16 protein-coding genes are annotated in these 20388 nt (G+C 66.3%); 7 read left to right on the forward strand and 9 right to left on the reverse strand.

Features of this window, described 5'->3' with window-relative positions:
* The first annotated feature begins 58 nt into the window (after positions 1–58).
* The 3 genes from kynB to kynA all read left to right on the forward strand — a co-directional run bounded on the left by kynB (position 59) and on the right by kynA (position 3028).
* A complete protein-coding gene (gene kynB, locus ACTJKQ_RS19770; protein WP_440597824.1) occupies positions 59–715 on the forward strand; it encodes an arylformamidase in 657 nt (218 codons plus the stop codon).
* Positions 716–811: 96 nt separating this feature from the next.
* Positions 812–2122, forward strand: a complete 1311-nt coding sequence (kynU, locus tag ACTJKQ_RS19775) for a kynureninase (RefSeq protein WP_440597825.1) — start codon at positions 812–814, stop codon at positions 2120–2122.
* Between the two features lie 18 nt (positions 2123–2140).
* A complete protein-coding gene (gene kynA / locus ACTJKQ_RS19780; protein WP_440597826.1) occupies positions 2141–3028 on the forward strand; it encodes a tryptophan 2,3-dioxygenase in 888 nt (295 codons plus the stop codon).
* 140 nt (positions 3029–3168) lie between these two features.
* Here kynA and ACTJKQ_RS19785 read toward each other — a convergent pair whose 3' ends face one another.
* Positions 3169–5184 carry a beta-propeller domain-containing protein gene (locus ACTJKQ_RS19785; RefSeq protein WP_440597827.1) on the reverse strand — a complete coding sequence of 672 codons (2016 nt, stop codon included), beginning with the start codon at positions 5182–5184 and terminating at the stop codon, positions 3169–3171.
* 180 nt (positions 5185–5364) lie between these two features.
* Here ACTJKQ_RS19785 and ACTJKQ_RS19790 point away from each other — a divergent pair, with 180 nt between their 5' ends.
* Together ACTJKQ_RS19790 and ACTJKQ_RS19795 are read left to right on the forward strand one after the other, a co-directional pair.
* Positions 5365–6192, forward strand: coding sequence for a DUF6502 family protein (locus tag ACTJKQ_RS19790; RefSeq protein WP_440597828.1), 828 nt, complete (start codon positions 5365–5367; stop codon positions 6190–6192).
* A complete protein-coding gene (locus tag ACTJKQ_RS19795; RefSeq protein WP_440597829.1) occupies positions 6176–6718 on the forward strand; it encodes a hypothetical protein in 543 nt (180 codons plus the stop codon). The genes ACTJKQ_RS19790 and ACTJKQ_RS19795 overlap by 17 nt, the downstream gene beginning before the upstream one ends.
* A gap of 96 nt (positions 6719–6814) precedes the next feature.
* On the opposite strand, the gene ACTJKQ_RS19800 is transcribed toward ACTJKQ_RS19795, so the two are convergent.
* Positions 6815–7177 carry an MliC family protein gene (locus ACTJKQ_RS19800; RefSeq protein ID WP_056066623.1) on the reverse strand — a complete coding sequence of 121 codons (363 nt, stop codon included), beginning with the start codon at positions 7175–7177 and terminating at the stop codon, positions 6815–6817.
* 674 nt (positions 7178–7851) lie between these two features.
* Between ACTJKQ_RS19800 and ACTJKQ_RS19805 the strand changes: the two genes are divergently transcribed.
* Positions 7852–9030 carry an MFS transporter gene (locus tag ACTJKQ_RS19805; protein WP_440597841.1) on the forward strand — a complete coding sequence of 393 codons (1179 nt, stop codon included), beginning with the start codon at positions 7852–7854 and terminating at the stop codon, positions 9028–9030.
* Here ACTJKQ_RS19805 and ACTJKQ_RS19810 read toward each other — a convergent pair.
* Positions 9002–9484 (reverse strand): hypothetical protein, encoded by a 483-nt coding sequence (locus ACTJKQ_RS19810; RefSeq protein ID WP_440597830.1) that lies wholly within the window; start codon positions 9482–9484, stop codon positions 9002–9004. The two genes, ACTJKQ_RS19805 and ACTJKQ_RS19810, sit on opposite strands and share 29 nt — an antisense overlap.
* A gap of 93 nt (positions 9485–9577) precedes the next feature.
* Here ACTJKQ_RS19810 and ACTJKQ_RS19815 point away from each other — a divergent pair, with 93 nt between their 5' ends.
* Positions 9578–9964 carry a MerR family transcriptional regulator gene (locus ACTJKQ_RS19815; protein WP_343736579.1) on the forward strand — a complete coding sequence of 129 codons (387 nt, stop codon included), beginning with the start codon at positions 9578–9580 and terminating at the stop codon, positions 9962–9964.
* Positions 9965–10062: 98 nt separating this feature from the next.
* On the opposite strand, the gene ACTJKQ_RS19820 is transcribed toward ACTJKQ_RS19815, so the two are convergent.
* From ACTJKQ_RS19820 to ACTJKQ_RS19845, 6 genes are all read right to left on the reverse strand, one after another.
* On the reverse strand, positions 10063–11694 hold the full coding sequence (locus tag ACTJKQ_RS19820; RefSeq protein WP_440597831.1) for a SpoVR family protein: 1632 nt from the start codon (positions 11692–11694) through the stop codon (positions 10063–10065).
* Complete coding sequence (locus tag ACTJKQ_RS19825) at positions 11691–12959, reverse strand: YeaH/YhbH family protein (RefSeq protein WP_440597832.1); 1269 nt, start codon at positions 12957–12959, stop codon at positions 11691–11693. The genes ACTJKQ_RS19820 and ACTJKQ_RS19825 overlap by 4 nt, the downstream gene beginning before the upstream one ends.
* Positions 12960–13006: 47 nt before the next feature.
* Positions 13007–14929 carry a PrkA family serine protein kinase gene (locus ACTJKQ_RS19830; RefSeq protein WP_440597833.1) on the reverse strand — a complete coding sequence of 641 codons (1923 nt, stop codon included), beginning with the start codon at positions 14927–14929 and terminating at the stop codon, positions 13007–13009.
* Positions 14930–15246: 317 nt separating this feature from the next.
* Positions 15247–16458: an FAD-dependent monooxygenase gene (locus ACTJKQ_RS19835; RefSeq protein WP_440597834.1), complete on the reverse strand. Its 1212-nt coding sequence runs from the start codon at positions 16456–16458 to the stop codon at positions 15247–15249.
* A gap of 49 nt (positions 16459–16507) precedes the next feature.
* A complete protein-coding gene (locus tag ACTJKQ_RS19840; RefSeq protein WP_056066599.1) occupies positions 16508–19021 on the reverse strand; it encodes a putative bifunctional diguanylate cyclase/phosphodiesterase in 2514 nt (837 codons plus the stop codon).
* Positions 19018–20388: putative bifunctional diguanylate cyclase/phosphodiesterase (locus ACTJKQ_RS19845; RefSeq protein WP_440597835.1), on the reverse strand; the 1371-nt coding region annotated here is incomplete at its 5' end. The genes ACTJKQ_RS19845 and ACTJKQ_RS19840, both read right to left, overlap by 4 nt.

Raw genomic sequence — 20388 nt, forward strand, 5'->3', positions numbered from 1 at the left:
GAGTGGTGTTGGAAATAACCGACACCATGGCTTTTTCGGGACATGCAAACTTTGTCCCATGTCAACGCCTTCCTCCCCCACCGCCCGCCGGCTCTGGGACATCTCGCCGCCCGTGTTTGCGGGCAGCCCCGTGTTCCCCGGCGACACGGCCTACAGCCAGCAGTGGTGCGCCACCATCGGCCCGGGCTGCCCGGTCAACGTGAGCGCGATCACCATGTCGCCCCACGTCGGCGCCCACGCCGATGCGCCGCTGCACTATGACGCGCAGGGCGCCACCATCGGTGACGTGTCGCTCGACGCGTTTCTGGGCCCCTGCCGCGTGATCCATGCCATCGGCTGCGGCCCGCTGATCACCTGGGACCACATTGCCCACGCGGTGAACGGCTCCCTGCCGCAGCGCGTGCTGGTGCGCACCTATGAACACATGCCTGTGGACCGCTGGGATGGCCAGCTGGCCGCCTATGCGCCCGGCACCATCGAACGCCTGGCCGACCTGGGCGTGCTGCTGGTGGGCATCGACACCGCCAGCATCGACCCGGCCGACAGCAAGACACTGGAGAGCCACCAGGTCATCCGCCGCCGGGGCCTGCGCGTACTCGAAAACCTGGTCCTCGACGCCGTGCCCGAGGGCGACTACGAACTAATCGCCCTGCCGCTCAAGCTGACCACGGCCGATGCATCCCCCGTGCGCGCCGTGCTGCGGGCACTGGAATAGCGCAACACACAGAATTTCAAGCATTTTTGGCTGGAAGCGCTAGTGCAACATGCGCAGGCAGCTATCAATAACATAGCAACCATTTCCCCAACTCCCATGTCCATCACCCTGCAAGACTGCCGCGCACTCGACGCGCAAGACCCGCTGCGCGCCCTGCGCGACCACTTTGCCATGCCACCCGGCGTGATCTACCTCGACGGCAATTCGCTGGGCGTGGCCCCCAAGGCCGCTGCCGCGCGCGTGGCCGATGTGGTCACCCGCGAATGGGGCACAGACCTCATCAAATCGTGGAACACCGCCAGCTGGTTCGACCTGCCCCAGCGCCTGGGCAACCAGCTGGCCCCGCTGATCGGCGCGGGCCAGGATGAAGTGGTGTGCACCGACAGCACCTCCATCAACCTTTACAAGGTGCTGAGCGCGGCACTCAACATCGCCCGCGAAGACAGCCCCGCGCGCAAGCGCATCGTGAGCGAGCGCAGCAACTTCCCCACCGACCTCTACATTGCCGAAGGCCTGTGCAAGGAGCGCGGCCTGGAGCTGGTGCTGGTAGAGCCCGAAGAGATCACCGCAGCACTGACCAGCGACGTGGCCGTGCTGATGCTCACGCACGTGAACTACCGCACCGGCGCCATGCACGACATGGCCGCCATCACCGCCGCCGCGCACGCCCAGGGCATTTTGTGCGTCTGGGACCTGGCGCACAGCGCGGGCGCGGTGCCGGTCGATCTGAACGGCGCAGGCGCAGATTTCTCGATTGGCTGCGGCTACAAGTATTTGAACGGCGGCCCTGGCGCACCGGCCTTTGCCTGGGTGCACCCGCGCCATGCCAGCCGCTTCTGGCAGCCGCTGTCCGGCTGGTGGGGCCATGCCGCACCGTTTGCCTTCACCCCAGACTACCAGCCCGCCCCGGGCATCACGCGCTACCTGTGTGGCACGCAGCCCATCATCAGTCTGTCGGCACTGCAATGCGGGCTGGATGTGTTCACCGCCGCACAAAGCCTGGGCGGCATGGCCGCGCTGCGCGCCAAGTCGCTGGCGCTCACTGATCTGTTCATCCAGCTGGTGGAGGAGCGCTGCGCAGGCCACGGCCTGGGTCTGGCCACGCCGCGTGAGCATGCCCAGCGCGGCTCGCAGGTGTGCCTGACGCGCGATGAAGGCGCGGGCGTGAACGGCCAGGGCAGCGGCGCCTATGCCATCGTGCAAGCGCTGATTGCGCGCGGCGTGATTGGCGACTTCCGCAAGGGCGATGGCGGCACGGGCCGCCACAAGGACATCCTGCGGTTTGGCTTTACGCCGCTGTACCTGGGCTTTGAAGACGTGTGGAACGCTGTGGAGCACCTGCGCCAGGTGCTGGAGAGCGGCGAGTGGCAGAAGGCCGAGTTCAACCAGACGCACGCCGTCACCTGATCGGAAAGGCAAACCACCATGTGCCCTTTCTCGCAAACCCCTGCCGATGGCAACAACCCGGCGTCTGCCGCCCTGCCCGAATCCATCGTGCACGAGGAGCGCGCCCAGCTCGACTTCAGCAAGTCCATGAGCTACGGCGACTACCTGCAGCTCGACGCCATCCTCACCGCACAAAAGCCGCTGTCGCCCGCGCACGACGAGATGCTGTTCATCGTGCAGCACCAGACCAGCGAGCTGTGGATGAAGCTGATGCTGCACGAGCTGCGCGCGGCCATCGGCCACATTGCGCGCGATGAGCTGCCGCCCGCCTTCAAGATGCTGGCGCGGGTCAGCAAGATCATGGAGCAGCTGGTGCACGCCTGGGACGTGCTGGCCACCATGACGCCGCCCGAGTACAGCGCCATGCGCCCGTACCTGGGCCAGTCCAGCGGCTTCCAGAGTTACCAGTACCGCTGCATCGAGTTCTCGATGGGCAACAAGAACCGGGCCATGCTCAAGCCCCACGAGCACCGCGCTGACCTGCTGGCCCTGGTGCAGGCGGCGTACGAGGCACCGTCGCTGTACGACGAGGCCCTGCGCCTGCTGGCGCGGCGCGGCTTGGCCGTGCCAGCGAGCCACACCGAGCGCAACTGGACACAGCCTTATGTGGAAAACGATGCGGTGGAGCAGGCCTGGCTGACTGTGTACCGCAACCCCGACAAGCACTGGGACCTGTACCAGCTGGGCGAGGAGCTGACCGACCTGGAAGACGCCTTCCGCCTCTGGCGCTTCCGCCACGTGACCACGGTGGAGCGCGTGATCGGATTCAAGCGCGGCACGGGCGGCACGGGCGGAGTGAGCTACCTGCGCAAAATGCTGGACGTGGTGCTGTTCCCGGAGATCTGGAAGCTGCGCACCGATCTGTGAGCAATTCAAGCTGCCCCAAAAAAACAGGCCTGTTCACCACCCTGGTGAACAGGCCTTCTAACTGCTGCCTGCGCCCAACGATAAAGCGCTAGCAGCTATCGTTTTTATAGTTCTCTCCCTGATTCGCAATCGGCGGCGTTTCAGTCCCCGGCCCTGGTGAACACCTGCCCGCCCGAGAGCTGGTAGGCCACGTTGTCCACCTGCAAGCTGCGCTCGTTGGCAATGTCAAAGCGGCTGTACAGCCCGGGCGTGTCGCCGTTCAAGATGGCGGTAGACACCACCATGGAGCGCTGGGCCAGCGCGCCGGTGGTGGTGTTCACCTCCAGCCGCAAGGCACCCTGGTAGCCACGCACGGGCGGGGGCGTGCCTACGCCCGTGGGCGCTTGGTAAACGCGTGCAGGGAACGCTATGCGCACCTTGCCCTCCACCGCCTGCAGGTTGAGCACGGGGCGGGTGCTGTCGAGCGTGGTGATACTGCCCCGGCCGCCCGCCGTCTGCGCGGCCAGCCGCTTGCCCTGCGCTGCATTGCGCACATCGAACACCGCAAGCTGAATGCCATCGGCAACGCCGCCCAGGGCGCTGTCCTTGCCCACGCCCAGCAGCAGTCCGTTCGGCAGCGGCACCAGGTGGTCGGCATAGCCGCCCGCAGCCAGCTCGCCTGCCACCGTAGGGTTCGCAGGGTTGGCAAGGTCCAGCACCCACACGGGTTCGGTGTTGGTAAAGGGTGTGGCATAGGCCCGGGCGCCTGCAAAGAACAGGTTGTCGATCTGCTGGTCGCCCCGCGCCGTGCGCAGCCGAATGGGCAGCTTGGCCTGCGGGCCCAGATAGCTGTCCCGACCGCTGTCGCGCAGCACGGTCAGCAGCGCGGGGGAGGCCTGCTGGGCCTGGATGGTCACCGGCGGCATGCCGCTCTGGCCCGTCTTGCCGGTGAAGGTCAGCACGCGCAGATCGTTCTGGTATTCGTTCAGGCGCGATGGCAGGCGGCGCAGGTCCCAGCCCAGGTGGCCGTCCACGCTGCCCGATGCGTCGTAGTCCACCTGCGCGCCCCGGAAGCTGAACTTGTGGATGTCGGTGCGGCTGTCGGCGGGGAACACGGCGTTGGCCACATCGCCGCCATAGCGGTACTGCCGCGAGCTGGCGACATACACGCTGCGCGCGCCCAGGTGCACCGCTTCGCTGCCGCCCGCAAAGCAGCGGCTGGTGCGCGCCAGACTGGACGAGGTGAGGTCGATGGCCGTGATGGACGTGAGCTGCAGCGACAGCGAGGAATTGCCCGTCTGCACCAGGCAGGCTGCCTCGTTGACCAGCGGCTGCGGCTGGCCGCCATCCACGCGCAGGGTGGGGATCAGCGCGGCGGTGTTGAGGTCCTTAAGTGCCGCGTCCACCGCCGATGCCGTGGCCCCTGCCGGCACGGTGAAGCGCGTAAGGTCGGGCGACCAGGTGGTGACCAGGTACAGCATGTTGCCAATCAGGCGGCTGCCGACCAGCAGGCCATCGATGCGCATCTGCTTGAGCTGCGCGGGCGCCATGTCCTTGTGGATGGCAAACAGGTCCAGCGACAGCGTGCGGCTGTACTCCGGCAACACGGTGACGCTGGCGTCGGCCGCAGCCACCACGGGCTGGCGGTCGGCATACGGGTCTTGCTGCGACAGCACGGCAGCGCGCGTACCACCGCCCGCCACATAAAAGCCCTGGGGGATGTACTTGGCGTCCAGCGTGGCGCTGCCCACGCCGGTCAGGCTGCCATCGGCCGCGCGGGCCATGGCGGCCAGGCGCGGCGGCTCGCGGCCAGTGTCGGTGGCATAGGCGCGGTGCAGGCCGTACACCATGTTGCCCTCGGCCTTGATGAGGCCGTCTTCCTCCACCACCGTACCCGCCAGTGGCGCGCCGGTGTGGGTGACCACGCTGCCCGCGCTGCTCAAGCCCCCCACGGTGGGCACGGTGATGGCCGTACCCGGATAGCCCAGCGCCACCCGCTGCGCAATCTTGGCCTTGAAGTAGGCCACCAGATCGCCGGAGCGCGCCACCTGCAGCCGCGCCTCGTTGGGGGTCTGCGGATTGCCGCCCTCCCCGCCACCGCAGCCCGCCACGAATGCAGCGGTGGCCACGGCCAGCCATGCGGGCGACGCATGGGATATGCCCGCCAATGTGTTCATCAACCCTCGGTTCTTCATGTGATTGTTCTCCCTGTGAATGCGTATACCCACGGCGCGGCGTCGGCTTCGGCCCACACCCCATCGCAGACAAGTGGGATAATATCCCACATAATTTCAAACCGTCAACCAGATGACAATCACAGCCTGACCCTGACACCCGCCGCGCCTCGGCCTTCTTTCATGCCCTCCCGCTCCGCCATCGTTCTGGCCTCTGCCCTGCACGTGCTACGCCCTCTGGCGCGCCTGCTGCTGCGCAATGGCGTGGCCTACCCCGCGTTTGCCGCGGCCATGAAGAAAGTGTTTCTGGACGCTGCGCACGACGAGCTGCAGCGCACAGGCAAGAAGACGACCGACAGCGCGGTGAGCCTGATGTCGGGCGTGCACCGGCGCGATGTGCGCAACCTCGGCCGTCTGGCCGAGCCCGCTGCTGAGGAAGAAGCGGGCGAAACCCCGTTGAACATGGCCAGCCAGGTGGCCGCGCGCTGGCTGAGCCAGACGGATTGCCTGGACGACGAGGGCCAGCCCCGCCCCCTGCCCCGCAGCGGCGAGCCTCCGCACTTCGATGGCCTGGTGGCCAGCATCAGCAGCGATGTGCGGCCCCGCGCGGTGCTCGACGAACTGGTCCGCCTGGGCATCGCCGAGGAAGGTGAGGATGGACTCATCCGCCTGCTGGCCGCCGGCTTTGTGCCGCGCCAGGGCTTTGCCGAGATGGCACAGCTGATGCAGGACAACCTGCACGACCATTTGGCGGCGGCCAGTCTCAACCTGGAGGGCGAGCACAACTACCTGGAGCAGGCCGTGTTTGTGGACCAGCTCAGCGAAGAATCAGCCCACCGCCTGCACGCCGTGGCCGCCAAGGCCTGGCGCCAAGCCTTCAAGACCGTGATGACCGAGGCCCAGGCCCGCTACGACCACGACCAGCAAAACACCCCGCCCGGCGAGCGCAACCGGCGCGCCCGCTTTGGCAGCTACTTCTATGCCGCAGACCAAGATGAACGTCCTTCCTGAACTCTGGGCCCGGGTGGGCCAGACGACCAGCCTCACGGCCCGACGGCTGGTGGCTGTCACCACCCTGCTGGTGCTGGCCGCCTGCGGTCCCGGCACCGGTGGCACGGGCACCGGCCCGATCAACGGCGCGGTATATTTTTCGGGCGCGGGCTTCACGGTGGGAGCCCCCTGCGCTCTGCATTGCGGTGGCACGGACCTGCTGTTGGAAAACGAGCGGGTGGAACTCAACATCACCTGCCAGCGCTTTGTGTTCACCGGCCCGTGGGAGATCGATGCACAGGGCCGGGCACTCCTGAAGGGCACCCTGGAAACCACGGAATTTTCCAACGGGGGCGAAGCCCAAACCCGCACTGTGGCTGCCGAGATGCAACTGCAGTTCAGCGACACCCGCGCCGACAGCAGCCGCGAGGTGGTCGTTACCGTGCGGGACGCACAGGGCAACCTGCTGGTCGCCCCCCGCACGCTGGAGCAGCGCCCTGCTTCTGCAGCAGCCGCCCCCGGGTCCTGCACGCCCGAGGCGCGCTGAAACGACACAGGGCCTGTGCAGACAGGCTGCACAGGCCCTGAAAAAACCAGAAATCCGAACCAGCCCCGAACAGGCCGGTGACAAAGAGGGGTGAGGTTACTGGACGCCCGCCACCATCATGCCGCGGTTGCTGCGGCACCAGATCGGTGCCAGGTGTCCAATCTGGATCGTCAGCTCATTGCCCTTGCCCAGCACCGTGGTGGGGCCGTTGCTGTAGGCGTAGCCGCTGTCGGCAGCCTGCTTGGGCAGCTCCACCGTCCAGCCGCTGCGGCGCATCACGCTGCGGCCTTGCTCGGGGTAGAACTGCATCTCCACTTTTTCACCGTTGCCGCAGGCGTATTGCATGCTGCTGCCATCGGTCGGTGCGCTGAACGCCTGCATCGCGGGAGGCTGGCTTGCGCAGCCCGACAACAAGAGGGTAGCCAACGCACCCGAACCCAGCAAAACCATCGTCTTCATCGGTCACTCCTGACATCGTGGCGCCGCCTGACGGCGCCCGACAACTTCCATCCAACGGCTTGTGGCCACCGGCCACCGGGGCCCGTTCAAAGCCCCGTGGTGATCACCCAAGCACAAACCTTGCCACTCACCATTGCCTGCACCATCCTGATTGCGAGAGACCGAAACCTGCGATTCCAGAGCCGTGACCAACACCCGGTGCAGCGCATGGACACAAGAGTGCCCCAGGCCCCCGGCACCGTCATTGGGGTGATCCCCACATCGAGAGCCTCCTCTAAAGTCTGCCCGCGCCCTGTGGCGCCCTCATGACGGCCCCAGCCGCCTGCGGACGGGGCATGATTGGAAGCACCGAGGAGTCCAATCCGCGGTAGAAACATCCGATTACAAGCACCCACACCCCAAAATCCGCAGCATCCGACGCGTTTGGTCGGTTATGGATGGGAGGGACTGGGACATACCCTAGGAGCCTGCCTGTACTGCTGCTCCGCCCACCGGGCCGGCTCCCCGCCGTCCATGGGTGACAGCAGCGCCCGTGCTCAGCGGATAACCTCGCGGGGCCCAGTCGCCGGCAGAGAACCCCTCTCGACCGCCACGGGCATCCGCTCTGGAGACTTGCCCCCGTGCCCACCCCCTTGCCAGCCCCCCCTCTCCTCGCCCCCCGCGCTGCCTGGGCCATGCTGCTGGCGCTGGTGGCGGGCTTTGCGCTGAGCCAGGCGTTTCGCACCATCACGGCCATCATGGCGACGGGCTTGCGGGCCGAGTTCGGTCTGTCGGCGCAGGCGCTGGGGGTGTTTGCCGGGGCGTTTGCGTTTGCCTTTGGCACCATGCAGCTGTTCATGGGCATTGGCATCGACCTGTATGGCGTGCGGCGCACGCTGCTGGTGGCGTTTCCGCTGACCATTGCGGGCGCGGTGCTGTCGGCACTGGCGCCGGGCTATGGCACGGTGCTGCTGGGGCAGGTGCTGATCGGTGTGGGCTGCGCACCCGCATTTTTGGTGTGTACGGTGTTCATCGCACGCTACTTTCCGGCGTCGCGGTTTGCCATGGTGTCGGGGGTGGCCATGGGGGTGGGCGGACTGGGCATGCTGTTCACCGGCACGCCGCTGGCCTGGCTGGTGCAGCAGTCATCCTGGCGCATGGGGTTTGGCGTGCTGGCGGGCCTGGCGGCGCTGGCCTGGCTGCTGATCTTCTGGAAGGTGCATGAACCCGCACAACCCATCGACGAGGCCGCTCCGCGCGAATCGATACTGCAGGCGGTGCGCGGCTTCGGCGCGCTGCTCCTGCTGCCGCACACCGCCGGCATCATGCTGCTGGCGCTGATGACGTACGCCTCGTTCCTCACGCTGCGCGGACTGTGGCTGGGCCCACTGTTGATCGAGCGGCACGGCTATTCGCTGGTGGCCAGCGGCAATGTGGCCATGCTGTCGTCGCTGGTGTCACTGTTCAGCCCAGCCCTTTTTGGTCGGCTGGACCCTGGCCCCGCGCGGCGCAGGCGCTGGCTGCTGGGCTTTACCGTCCTGCTGGCGGCCTTGTTTGCGGCCATGGGCTTTCTGCATGCCGAATGGCTGGACGTGGGCGGCTCCGTGGCCGTGGGCCTGCTGTCGGGCTACATGGTGCTGCAGTATTCGGATGTGCGCTCGGCCTACGCCCCTGCGGTCACGGGGCGGGCCATGGCGGTGTTCACCATGGCGCTGTTCCTGGGCGTGGCGCTGATGCAGTGGGTGACGGGCGTGGCGGCCTCCCTCGCCGCCGCACAGGGTGCAGACCCGTACGTGGCGGTGATGCTGACCATTGCGGCCATGCTGGTGGTGGGTGCACTGGCCTTCAGGCTGCTGCCCGCGCCCGCCCATTGACCAGCTCATTCACCCGCGCGGGGTCAGGCGGGCACAGCGCCGCACTGGCACCTGCTACACGCCACCATTGCAGCACGCCGAACAACAACTCGAAGGCGGTGAAACCCAGCACGATGGCATTGGCGCCGTGTGCCACCGCGTAGATCTGCCAGGCCGCAAACAGAAACCGCGCCACGCCATCCAGCCGCCCCAGCAGCACCGTGGGCGCCACGATGCGCGCCACTGACCACACCACCACCACCGAGCCCAGCAGGTTGGCCAGCAGCATGTGCGTGGTGTCCAAGGGGTGCAAGGTGCCAGGCAATGCGAGCGCCTGGGCCAGCAGGTTCAGCTGGGCGTAGAGCCAGGCGAAGGTCCAGGGCAAGGCAAACGGCCAGGTGACGAGCAGGTCGTACCAGCCGCTGGCGCGCACGATGCGCAGATAACGGCCGGAAGCGAAAGCGGGGATGTGCATGACAGGAAACCTCTGTGAATGGATCAATGAGGCCCCGAGCTTCCACCTTGAAGTACGCTTCAGGGTCAAGCACTTTGTGAAGGGAACGGGATCATGCTGATCGGTGAACTGGCCACGGCCTCGGGCCTGAGCCGCGAGGCGCTGCGCTTTTATGAACAGCAGGGCCTGATTCGCGCGCGGCGCCTGGACAACGGTTACCGGGACTACCCGCCCGAGGTGGTGACGCTGGTGCAGTACATCCGCACTGCGCAGCAGCTGGGCTTTACCCTGGCGGAGATCGGCGACCGGCTGCCCGCCATCTGGGACGCCGCCGAGCCCGGCCCCGCATTGGCGCAGGTGCTAGCCGCCAAGCTGCAGGAGATTGACGACCGCATTGCCGCCCTGCAGGCCCTGCGCCAGACGTTGGCCGAGCGTGTGGCCACCGACTGCCCGCTGCAGGCACGGGTGCCACGGGCCAAGGCCTCTTCGCCCGCTTTTTGAGCCAAATCGGGCGGTAGCGCTAGTGAATCATGCGCTGGCAGCTATCAAAAACAGAGCAATCATCCCTCAGCCGCCGCGCAGGTGCCAGCGCAGCCCGGTCAGGTGGCTGAGGCGGGCACCTGGTGCAGCAGCACCGGGTGGTTGCCATCGGCGTCCGCACTCTCGATCTGCACCCCAAAGCCCCACAGCCGCGCCACGTGCTTGAGCACCTCCTGGGTGTCGTCGGCCAGCGGACGGCCCTGGTACTGGGTGTGGCGCAGGGTCAGGCTGCGGTCGCCGCGCAGGTTCACGTTCCACACCTGGATGTTGGGCTCGCGCGTGCCCAAGTCGTACTGCTGCGACAGCAACTGGCGCAGGCTGCGGTAGCCGTTTTCGTCGTGGATCTCGCTGACCACCAGGTCGCGCTCGCCAGCGTCGTCATGCAGCGCAAACAGGCGCATCTCGCGCATCAGGTGCGGGCTGAGGTACTGGCCGATGAAGCTCTCGTCCTTGAAGTTGCGCATGGCATGGTCGAGCGCAGGCAGCCAGGGGGTGCCTGCAATATCGGGGAACCAGTGCCGGTCCTCCTCGGTGGGGTGCTGGCAGATGCGCTGAATGTCGCGGTACATGGCAAACCCCAGCGCATAGGGGTTGATGCCGCTATAGGCACGGTGCCCCACGGGTGGCTGGTAGACCACGTTGGTGTGCGAGCCCAGCCATTCGATCATCACGCCATCACTCAGATACCCCTCGTCGTACAGCGTGTTGAGCAGCGTGTAGTGCCAGAACGTGGCCCAGCCTTCGTTCATGACCTGGGTCTGGCGCTGGGGGTAGAAATATTGGGCGATCTTGCGCACGATGCGCACGATCTCGCGCTGCCAGGGCTCCAGCAGGGGCGCGTTTTTTTCGATGAAGTACAGGATGTTCTCTTGCGGCTCCCTGGGGAAGCGGTCGGCCTCTTGCGCCGCACCTTCCTTGCCGGGGCGCGTGGGCAGGGTGCGCCACAGCTCGTTCACCTGCTGCTGGGCGTAGGCCTCGCGCTGCGCGCGTTCAAGCCGCTCGCGCGCCAGGTTCTTCTTGGACGGGCGGCGATAGCGGTCCACGCCAAAGTTGGCCAGGGCATGGCAGGAGTCAAGCAAGCGCTCCACTTCGCCCGTGCCGTAGCGCTCCTCACACTGGGCCACATAGTCCTTGGCATACACCAGGTAGTCGATGATGCTGGACGCATCGGTCCACATGCGAAACAGGTAGTTGCCCTTGAAGAAGCTGTTGTGGCCATAAGCGGCATGCGCAATCACCAGCGCCTGCATGGCGGTGGTGTTCTCCTCCATCAGGTAGCTGATGCAGGGGTTGGAGTTGATGACGATCTCGTACGCCAGGCCCATGTGCCCGCGCCGGTAGCGCCGTTCGGTGGCCAGAAACTCCTTGCCGTAGCTCCAGTGCCGGTAGTTCACCGGCATGCCCACGCTGGAGTAGGCGTCCATCATCTGTTCGGCGGTGATGATCTCCAGCTGGTTGGGGTAGGTGTCGAGACCAAAGCGCTCGGCCGTGGCGGCAATGGCCGCGTGGTAGCGCTCGATCAGCTCGAACGTCCAGTCGCTCGGGTCGGGCAACGGCTCGGCCGGCCGCGCGCCTGCAGGCAGGGGCTGGCCGGGCACGGCACGGTGGCGGCGCTCGCCCACGGCTGCGGCCTTCCAGGGGTTGTCGCTGAGGCGGCGCTCCAGCACGGGGTACTGCACAACGTTGTTCATGCGGCCACCCCCTCTTTCTTGAAGAGATCGCGGAACACCGGGTAGATGTCACCGGGTGCGGAGACCTTGCGCATCGCAAAGTGGGAGTACAGCGGCGCGAGCTGGCTGTACTCGTCCCACAGGTTCTGTTCTTCCTCGGCCACCTGCACATAGGCAAAGTAGCGCACCAGCGGCAGGATCTTGTCCACCAGCAGGTTGCGGCAGACGCCGCTGTCGTTGGTGAAGTTGTCACCGTCGCTGGCCTGGGCCACGTAAATGTTCCAGTCGCCCTGCGGGTAGCGCGCACGAATGATCTGGTCCAGCAGCACCAGCGCGCTGCTCACCACCGTGCCGCCGCTTTCGGTGGAATGGAAGAACTGCTCCTCGCTCACCTCGGCCGCCTGGGTGTGGTGGCGGATGAACACGATGTCGATGGTCTCGTAGTGCCGTGTGAGGAACAGGTACAGCAGGATGAAGAACCGCTTGGCCAGCTCCTTGCGCGTCTCGTCCATGGAGCCCGACACATCCATCACGCAGAACATCACCGCCTGGCTGCTGGGCACGGGTACCGGCGTGCGCGCACGAAAGCGCAGGTCGATGGGGTCGAGGTAGGGAAGCTTGCCAATGCGCGCCGTGAGCGCATCAATGCGGCGCTGCAACTCAACCACCGCCTCGCTGGTGCCGTCGTCCTGCGCCAGCAGGGCGTCCAGTTCGGCCTGCAGCGCCAGCAGCTCGCGGTGCGCCGACTTGCCCAGTGCAATGCGCCGACCCAAAGCGCCGCGCATGGTGCGCAGCACGGCCAGGTTGTTGGGGATGCCGTCCTGGCTGTAGCCTGCGCGGCGCGACTTCCACTGCGGGTTCTCGCCAATGTGGGTGCGCAGCAGGTGCGGCAGCGCGAGGTCTTCAAAAAAGAGCTGCATGAACTCTTCCTTGGTCAGCGTGAAGGTGAAGTCGTCCTCGCCCTCACCGCTGTCGCTGGCCTGCGATCCGCGCCCGCCCGCACCGCCCTGGGGCCGCTCGATGCGGTCGCCACGCACATGCTCTGCATTGCCGGGGTGCACGGTGTCGCGGATGCCGCCCTGGCCGTGGTGGAAGACGGGCTCGCTGATGTCCTTGCGCGGGATGGTGATGCTCTCGGCCTGCTCCATGTCGCGGATGCCGCGCTGCGAGACGGCACGGCGCACTGCATCCGCGATCTGTTCCTTGTATCGGCGAACAAATCGCTCGCGGTTGCCCACCGACTTGTTCTTGCCAGCGAGCCTGCGGTCGATGATTTGCAATGCCATCCGTTGCTCCCGTTCCCCATGCAGGGCCTGCGGCCCAGGCACTGACCCTAGCTACTCTTGCGCACGCGCAGGTACCACTCGCACAGCAGCCGCACCTGCTTGGGCGTGTAGCCCTTGTTCACCATGCGGGTGACGAAGTCCTCGTGCTTGCGGGCCTCTTCGGCGCTGGCCTTGGCGTTGAAGCTGATCACTGGCAGCAGCTCTTCGGTGTTGGAGAACATCTTCTTCTCGATCACCAGCCGCAGTTTTTCGTAGCTGGTCCAGCTCGGGTTCTTGCCCTGGTTGTTGGCGCGCGCCCGCAGCACAAAGTTGACGATTTCGTTGCGGAAGTCCTTGGGGTTGGCGATGCCTGCGGGCTTCTCGATCTTCTCCAGCTCGGCGTTGAGCGCACTGCGGTCGAACACCTCGCCGGTGTCGGTGTCGCGGTACTCGTTGTCCTGGATCCAGTAGTCGGCGTAGGTGACGTAGCGGTCAAAGATGTTCTGGCCGTACTCGCTGTAGCTTTCCAGGTAGGCCGTCTGGATCTCCTTGCCAATGAACTCGGCGTAGCGCGGCGACAGGAACTCCTTGATGTAGCCGGTGTACTTGGTCTCCAGATCGGTGGCGAACTGCTCGCGCTCGATCTGCTGCTCCAGCACATACATCAGATGCACCGGGTTGGCGGCCACCTCGGCGCTGTCGAAGTTGAACACCTTGGACAAAATCTTGAACGCAAAGCGGGTGGAGATGCCCGTCATGCCCTCGTCCACGCCCGCGTAGTCGCGGTACTCCTGGTAGCTCTTGGCGCGCGGGTCGGTGTCCTTGAGGCTCTCGCCGTCGTACACCTGCATCTTGCTGAAGATGCTGGAGTTCTCAGGCTCCTTCACCCGCGTGAGGATGGCGAACTGGGCCATCATCTTGAGCGTGCCGGGCGCACACACGGCGCTGCCCAGCGACGATTCGCGGATGAGCTTTTCGTAGATGCGGATCTCCTCGCTCACGCGCAGGCAGTACGGCACCTTGACGATGTAGATGCGGTCTAGGAACGCCTCGTTGTTCTTGTTGTTGCGAAACGCCTTCCACTCGCTTTCGTTGCTGTGGGCCAGCACCACGCCGTCAAACGGAATCGCCCCAAAGCCTTCGGTGCCCTTGTAGTTGCCCTCCTGCGTGGCCGTGAGCAACGGGTGCAGCACCTTGATGGGCGCCTTGAACATTTCCACGAATTCAAGCAGCCCCTGGTTGGCCAGACACAAGCCACCGCTGTAGCTGTAGGCGTCGGTATCGTCCTGCGCAAAGGTTTCGAGCTTGCGGATGTCCACCTTTCCCACCAGGCTGGAGATGTCCTGGTTGTTCTCGTCGCCCGGCTCGGTCTTGGCAATGCCCACCTGCTTGAGCACGCTGGGGTAGCGCTTGACCACACGGAACTGGCGGATGTCGCCGCCGTACTCTTCCAGCCGCTTCACCGCCCACGGCGACAGCACACGCTGCAGGTAGCGGCGCGGAATGCCGAACTGCTCCTCCAGCACCGGGCCGTCTTCTGCGGCGTCGAACAGACCCAGCGGTGATTCGTTGACCGGCGAGCCCTTGAGCGCATAGAACGGCACCTTCTGCATCAGCGCCTTGAGGCGCTCTGCAATGGAGCTTTTGCCACCACCCACAGGGCCCAGCAGGTAGAGGATCTGCTTGCGTTCCTCCAACCCCTGCGCGGCATGGCGAAAGAAGCTCACCACCTGCTCGATGGACTCCTCCATGCCGTAGAACTCGGTGAATGCGGGGTAGCGCTTGATGACCTTGTTGGCAAAGAGCCGCGACAGGCGCGGGTCGTTGCGCGTGTCCACCATCTCGGGCTCGCCAATCGCTGCCAGCATGCGCTGGGCCGATGTGGCATAGGCCATGGGGTCACGCTTGCACTCGGCGAGGTACTCGTCGATCGACATTTCCTCTTCGCGGCTACGGGCATAGCGCGCGGCGAAGTTGCTGATGGCATCCATACGACCTCCTGTAGCGGCACCCCTGGCGGGCTCAGGTGGTACCACGGTGTTGCATTGGCAATCGCTACCGGCTTGGCTCTTTGTAGCACCACGACCTGCGCTTGAACAGCAAATTCGCGGGCGTGTGGCCGGCCTTTTTGTGGCATTGCACACACAGGGATAGAGCGTGGCACACTGCGCAAAGTTCACCCTGCAAAACGCGCTCGCGGGTTGCACCGGATAGGGAATGTCCTGACAACTGGAATGTCCGGTTGATACTGCATGCATCGGCCATGCGCCAACGGCTTATCCGCCGTGCGCCTCACGCACGCCAACCGTCACAACGAACTGGCGCTGGAGCCGTCGCCCCGGTACAACCAGGGCACATCCAGCAGGCGCTCGCCCAGCAGGCGCAGCGACAGGTCCCGCCCCCAGCGCACCGGCCCCGTGGCGTGGAAGATGCGGCCATTGCGTGTCGACCGTGCCTGCACCCGCGCGTTGCGCTGCCAGCGGTTGAGCGCATAGCGGCGCAGACGCAGCGGCACATCGAGGTCGTGCATGGCCAAAGCACGCTGCAACTCGGCCGCGTCTTCAATCGCCATGCCTGCGCCCTGGGCCAGGTAAGGCCGCATGGGGTGCGCGGCATCGCCCAGCAGGCCCACCAGGCCTTGTGCCATCTCGTCCGCGCTGCGCACCGGCGGGCGGTCACACAAGGGCCACAGGCGCCAGCCCGCCCCACCTGCGGCACTCACGCTGCGCACCACGTCCTGCAGCGCGGTGCAGGTGCCTTGCAGTGCGTGCTCCAGGCCTGCGGCATTGGCGGCGTGGTCCCAGTTCTCCAGGTCTTGCGGTGCGGGCCCTTGCACAATGACCACCAGGTTTTGCAGCTCGCCCCGACGCACGGGGTACTGCACCGCGTGCAGGCGCGGGCCCAGCCATGCGGTGACCTGCGCCGTGCGCAAGGCGTCGGGCAGCGCATGCTGCGGCACCAGCGCGCGGTAGGCCAGGTGCCCCGTCACGCGTGGCGGTACCGCGCCCAGAAGCTGGGTGCGCGTGCGGCTCCACAGGCCATCGGCACCTATCAGGGCATCGCCCTCAACCTGCTTGCCCCGGCTGGTGCGCACGGTGACCACGCCGTCGGCATCGGCAAAGCTGTCGATCGCATGCTCCAGATGCCATTGCGTGTCGGTGTACTTGGTCACGGCGGACAGCAACAGGCCATGCAGGTCCGCTCGGTGAATGGTGGCATAGGCCGCGCCATAGCGCTCCACCGCCGTGGGACCCAGGGGCAACACGGCCAGCTCTTGGCCGCTGACGGCGTTGCGCACCTGCAACCGGCTGGGAAAGGCAGCCACCGCCTGCAGCGGCTGCTGCAGACCCCAGGCCTGCAGGCGGCGCACCACGTTGGGCCCGATCTGCACGCCCGCACCCACTTCGCTGAACGCGGCAGCGCGCTCGTAAAGCCGCACCTCCCACCCGGCCCGGGATGCGCCCAACGCAGCAGCCAAGCCGCCAATGCCGCCACCGGCGACCAACACCTGTTTTTTCATGGCGCAATTGTGAACTGCGCGCGCCGGCGGACCTTTGCCTTAGCGCAGGTCATAGCGCGGGCCGTAGCGCACGCTCCAGCACTTCGGCGGGCATGGGCCGGCCAAACAGGTAGCCCTGAAAGGCCTTGCAGCCGTAGCGCTGCAAGAACTCCAGCTGGCCCGTGGTCTCCACGCCCTCAGCCACCACGGCCAGGTCCAGGCTGTCGGCCAGGGCCAGGATGGTGCGCACAATGGCGGCGTCGTTGGGATCGGTCTGCAGGTCGCGCACAAAGCCCTGGTCGATCTTGAGCTGGTCGAGCGGCAAGCGCTTGAGGTAGCTCAGGCTGGAATAGCCGGTGCCAAAGTCGTCCAGCGAGAAGCCTACGCCGTAGCGGCGCAGATGCTCCATGCGCGCAATCACATCTTCGACATCGGCCATCAAGAGGCTCTCGGTGAGTTCGAGCTTGAGGCGCTCCGGGTTGGCGCCCGTGGCATCGAGCACGCCCAGCACTTGCTCCACAAAGTCGGGCTGGCGGAACTGCCGCACGCTCACGTTCACCGACAAAAAGAACTGTCGCGTGAGCGAGCTGCGCTGCCAAGCCACCAGCTGCGCACAGGCCGTCTCCATCACCCATTGCCCCAAGGGCAGGATGAGCCCGGTCTGCTCGGCCAGCGGAATGAATTCGGCGGGGGACACCATGCCCCGGCGCGGGTGGCGCCAGCGCACCAGGGCCTCGGCACCCTGCAAGCGGCCTTTGCCGTCCACCACCGGCTGGTAGTACAGCACCAGCTCCTTGTCTTGCAGGCCGCGGCGCAGGTCGGCCTCCAGGGCCGAGCGGTTGCTCACGGCCGCTTGCATGTCGGGGTCGAAGAAGCGCTGGGTGTTGCGCCCCGCCGCCTTGGCCTGGTACATGGCCAGGTCGGCATGTTTGAGCAGCTCATCCACGCTCACGGTCTGCTGGCCAAACAGCGCGATGCCTATACTGGGTGTGCTGTGGTGGCTGGCATCACCCAGCGCATAGGGCTTGCCCAGCGTGGTGATGATGTGGCTGGCCACCAGCGCAGCCTCGGCGCTTGCGTGGGCGGGGTCAGGGCTGAGGCCCTCCACCAGCACCACGAACTCGTCGCCACCAAAACGGGCCACGGTGTCGGACTCCCGAACGCAGCCCTTCAGGCGCTGCGCCACCTGCAGCAGCAATTGGTCGCCGGTGTCATGGCCCAGCGTGTCGTTGAGGTCCTTGAAGTTGTCGAGGTCAATGAACAGCAGCGCGCCCTGGGTGTCAGAGCGCGCAACCGCCAGCGTGGCGTGTTGCAGCCGGTCCACCAGCAAGCGGCGGTTGGGCAGACCGGTCAGCGAGTCATAGAACGCCAGGCGTTCGATCTGGCTCTCGACCTGCTTGCGTTCGGTGATGTCGCGGCCCACGCCCCGGTAGCCACGCAGCGCGCCATTGGCATCAAGCACCGGCACGCCGCTGACCGAGATCCAGTGCATGCTGCCGTCCGCGCGCCGGCGTTGCAGCTCCAGGTCACGGAACGGCTGGTGCGCGGCCAGCACCGCGCGGTGCGCAGCCCAGTCGGCATCAGTCATGTTCAGGGCGCCGATCTCCCAGCGCGTGCGCCCCATCACGTCCGACAGCGGAATGCCGTTCACGCTCAGGTCGCCCGCCAGTTGCACAAAGCGGCCCTCGGCATCGTGCTCCCAGTACCAGTCGGACGACAGGTCGCTCAGGGACCGGAAGCGCGCCTCGCTCTCGCGCAGCTCGTTCTCCACGCGCACGTAGTCGCTCACATCGGCAAACGTACGCACCAGGCTGCCATCGGCCAGCGTGGTGGTGCGGACCTCGAACGTACGGCCATCGCGTGTGGTGCGCCAGTACAGTGCCGGGGCCGCAGCGACAGCACCCTGTGCCACGTAGTCGTGTCCGCGACGGTCCACCAGGCTATAGCCCTCGCCAAAGTCACCGCGCTCGGCCTGCACGCGCGTCAGGTCAGCCAGCGTGGGGCGGGTGGCCATCAGCGACTCGGGCAAGTTCAGCAGCTCCAGCACGCGCTCGTTGTAGACGGTGATGCGGCCATCGGGCCCGGTCTTGAAGATGCCCTGGCTCATGCTGGCCAGCGTGGCCTGCAGGGCCGAGCGCTGCTCCTGCAGCATGGTCAGAGCCTCTTGCCAGATGCGGGCATCCACCATGCGCACGGGCTGGCCCTGCCCCTTGGCGCCTTGCACCAGCGCCACCAGGCGGTTGAGCAGCTCGCTCAGGTGCGCTACGCCATCGGCCTCGCGCAGCACATAGTCGCCCAGCCCGCAGCGAAAGGCGCGCGCAGCCAGGGCCTCTTGCGCTGCATCGATGCACATCAGCACCGGGCGGCCAGCGCACAGCTCCAGCAGGCCGGGCAGTTCCTGGTCGGTGGGCTTGAGGCACAGCACCACGGCATCCCAGGCCTGGCTGGCGAGGGGAGCCTTGGCAGTTTCTGGCGTGGGGCTGTTGACCACCCGCCAGTCGGGGTAACGCGTTGCCATGAGCCGCCGCGCGGCCGCCGCATGCTGGGTATCAATGTCCACCCACAGGATGCCCACACCGTTCATGGCTGCGGCTCCTTCGGTGCGGGCAGAGCGGTCGGCAGCGAGGGGGCGGAATGGCCCGGCAGATGCTCACGCTCGAACAACTCGACGGGCCCAGGCCTTCCAAACAGATACCCCTGGAACCCCTCGCACCCATGCAGCCTCAGGAACGACAGCTGCCCCGTCGTCTCCACCCCCTCCGCCACCACCTCCAGGTCCAGGCTCTTGGCCAGCGCCAGGATGGTCCGCACGATCGCCGCGTCGTTCGGGTCCGTCAGCACGTCCCGCACGAAGCTCTGGTCGATCTTCACCTGGTCCAGTGGCAGGCGCTTGAGGTAGGACAGGGACGAGTAGCCGGTGCCAAAGTCATCGAGCGCAAACCCCACGCCTTCGCTTTTGAGCTGCACCATGCGCGCGATGGTGTCTTCGATGTCTCCCAGCAGCAGGCTTTCGGTGAGTTCGAGCTTGAGTTGCCGGGGGTCTGCGTTGTGGTTCTTCAAGGTTTGCAGCACTTCGGCCACGAAGCCGGGTTGGCGGAACTGGCGGGCGCTGACGTTGACGGAGATGGACAGGTGAGCGGTGTCTGGGTGCTGGCTCCAGCGCTGCAGTTGTTCGCAGGCGGTCTGGAGCACGTATTGGCCCAGCGGGAGGATGAGGCCGGTCTGTTCTGCCAGGGGGATGAAGTCGCCGGGGCTGATCATGCCGCGCTGGGGGTGGCGCCAGCGCACGAGGGCTTCTGCGCCCAGCAGGCGGGCGTGGTGGTCCACGACGGGCTGGTAGTGCACGAGCAATTCGCCCCGGGCCAGGCCCTGGCGCAGGTCGGCTTCGAGGTTGGAGCGGGCGTTGACGGCCGCCTGCATGTCGGGGTCGAAGAAGCGCTGGGTGTTGCGTCCTGCGGCTTTGGCCTGGTACATGGCCAGGTCGGCGCGCTTGAGGAGTTCGTCCACGGTGAGGCGTTCGTCGCCAAAGAGGGTGATGCCGATGCTGGGGGTGCTGTAGTGCTGGGCGCCGTCCAGGTCAAAGGGCTGGTTCAGGCTGGCCAGGAGTTTTTCGGCGACGGTTTCTGCCTGGGTGGCGGCGTTTTGCAGGTCAGGGGCCAGGGCTTCGAGCATGACGACGAATTCGTCGCCGCCGAAGCGGGCCACGGTGTCGGCTTCGCGCACGCTGCCCACCAGGCGGGCGGCGACCTGGGCCAGGAGCTGGTCGCCCATGTCGTGGCCCAGGGTGTCGTTGAGGTCTTTGAAGTTATCGAGGTCGATGAACAGCAGGGCCCCGAGGTTCCTGGTGCGCTGGCAGGCGGCGATGGAGCGTTGCAGGCGGTCCAGCAGCAGGCGGCGGTTGGGCAGGCCCGTGAGCGCGTCGTAGAACGCCAGGCGTTCGATCTCCTGTTC

The organism is Acidovorax sp. 22279 (genome assembly GCF_052045435.1).
In the GTDB taxonomy this organism is placed as follows: domain Bacteria; phylum Pseudomonadota; class Gammaproteobacteria; order Burkholderiales; family Burkholderiaceae_C; genus Acidovorax; species Acidovorax delafieldii.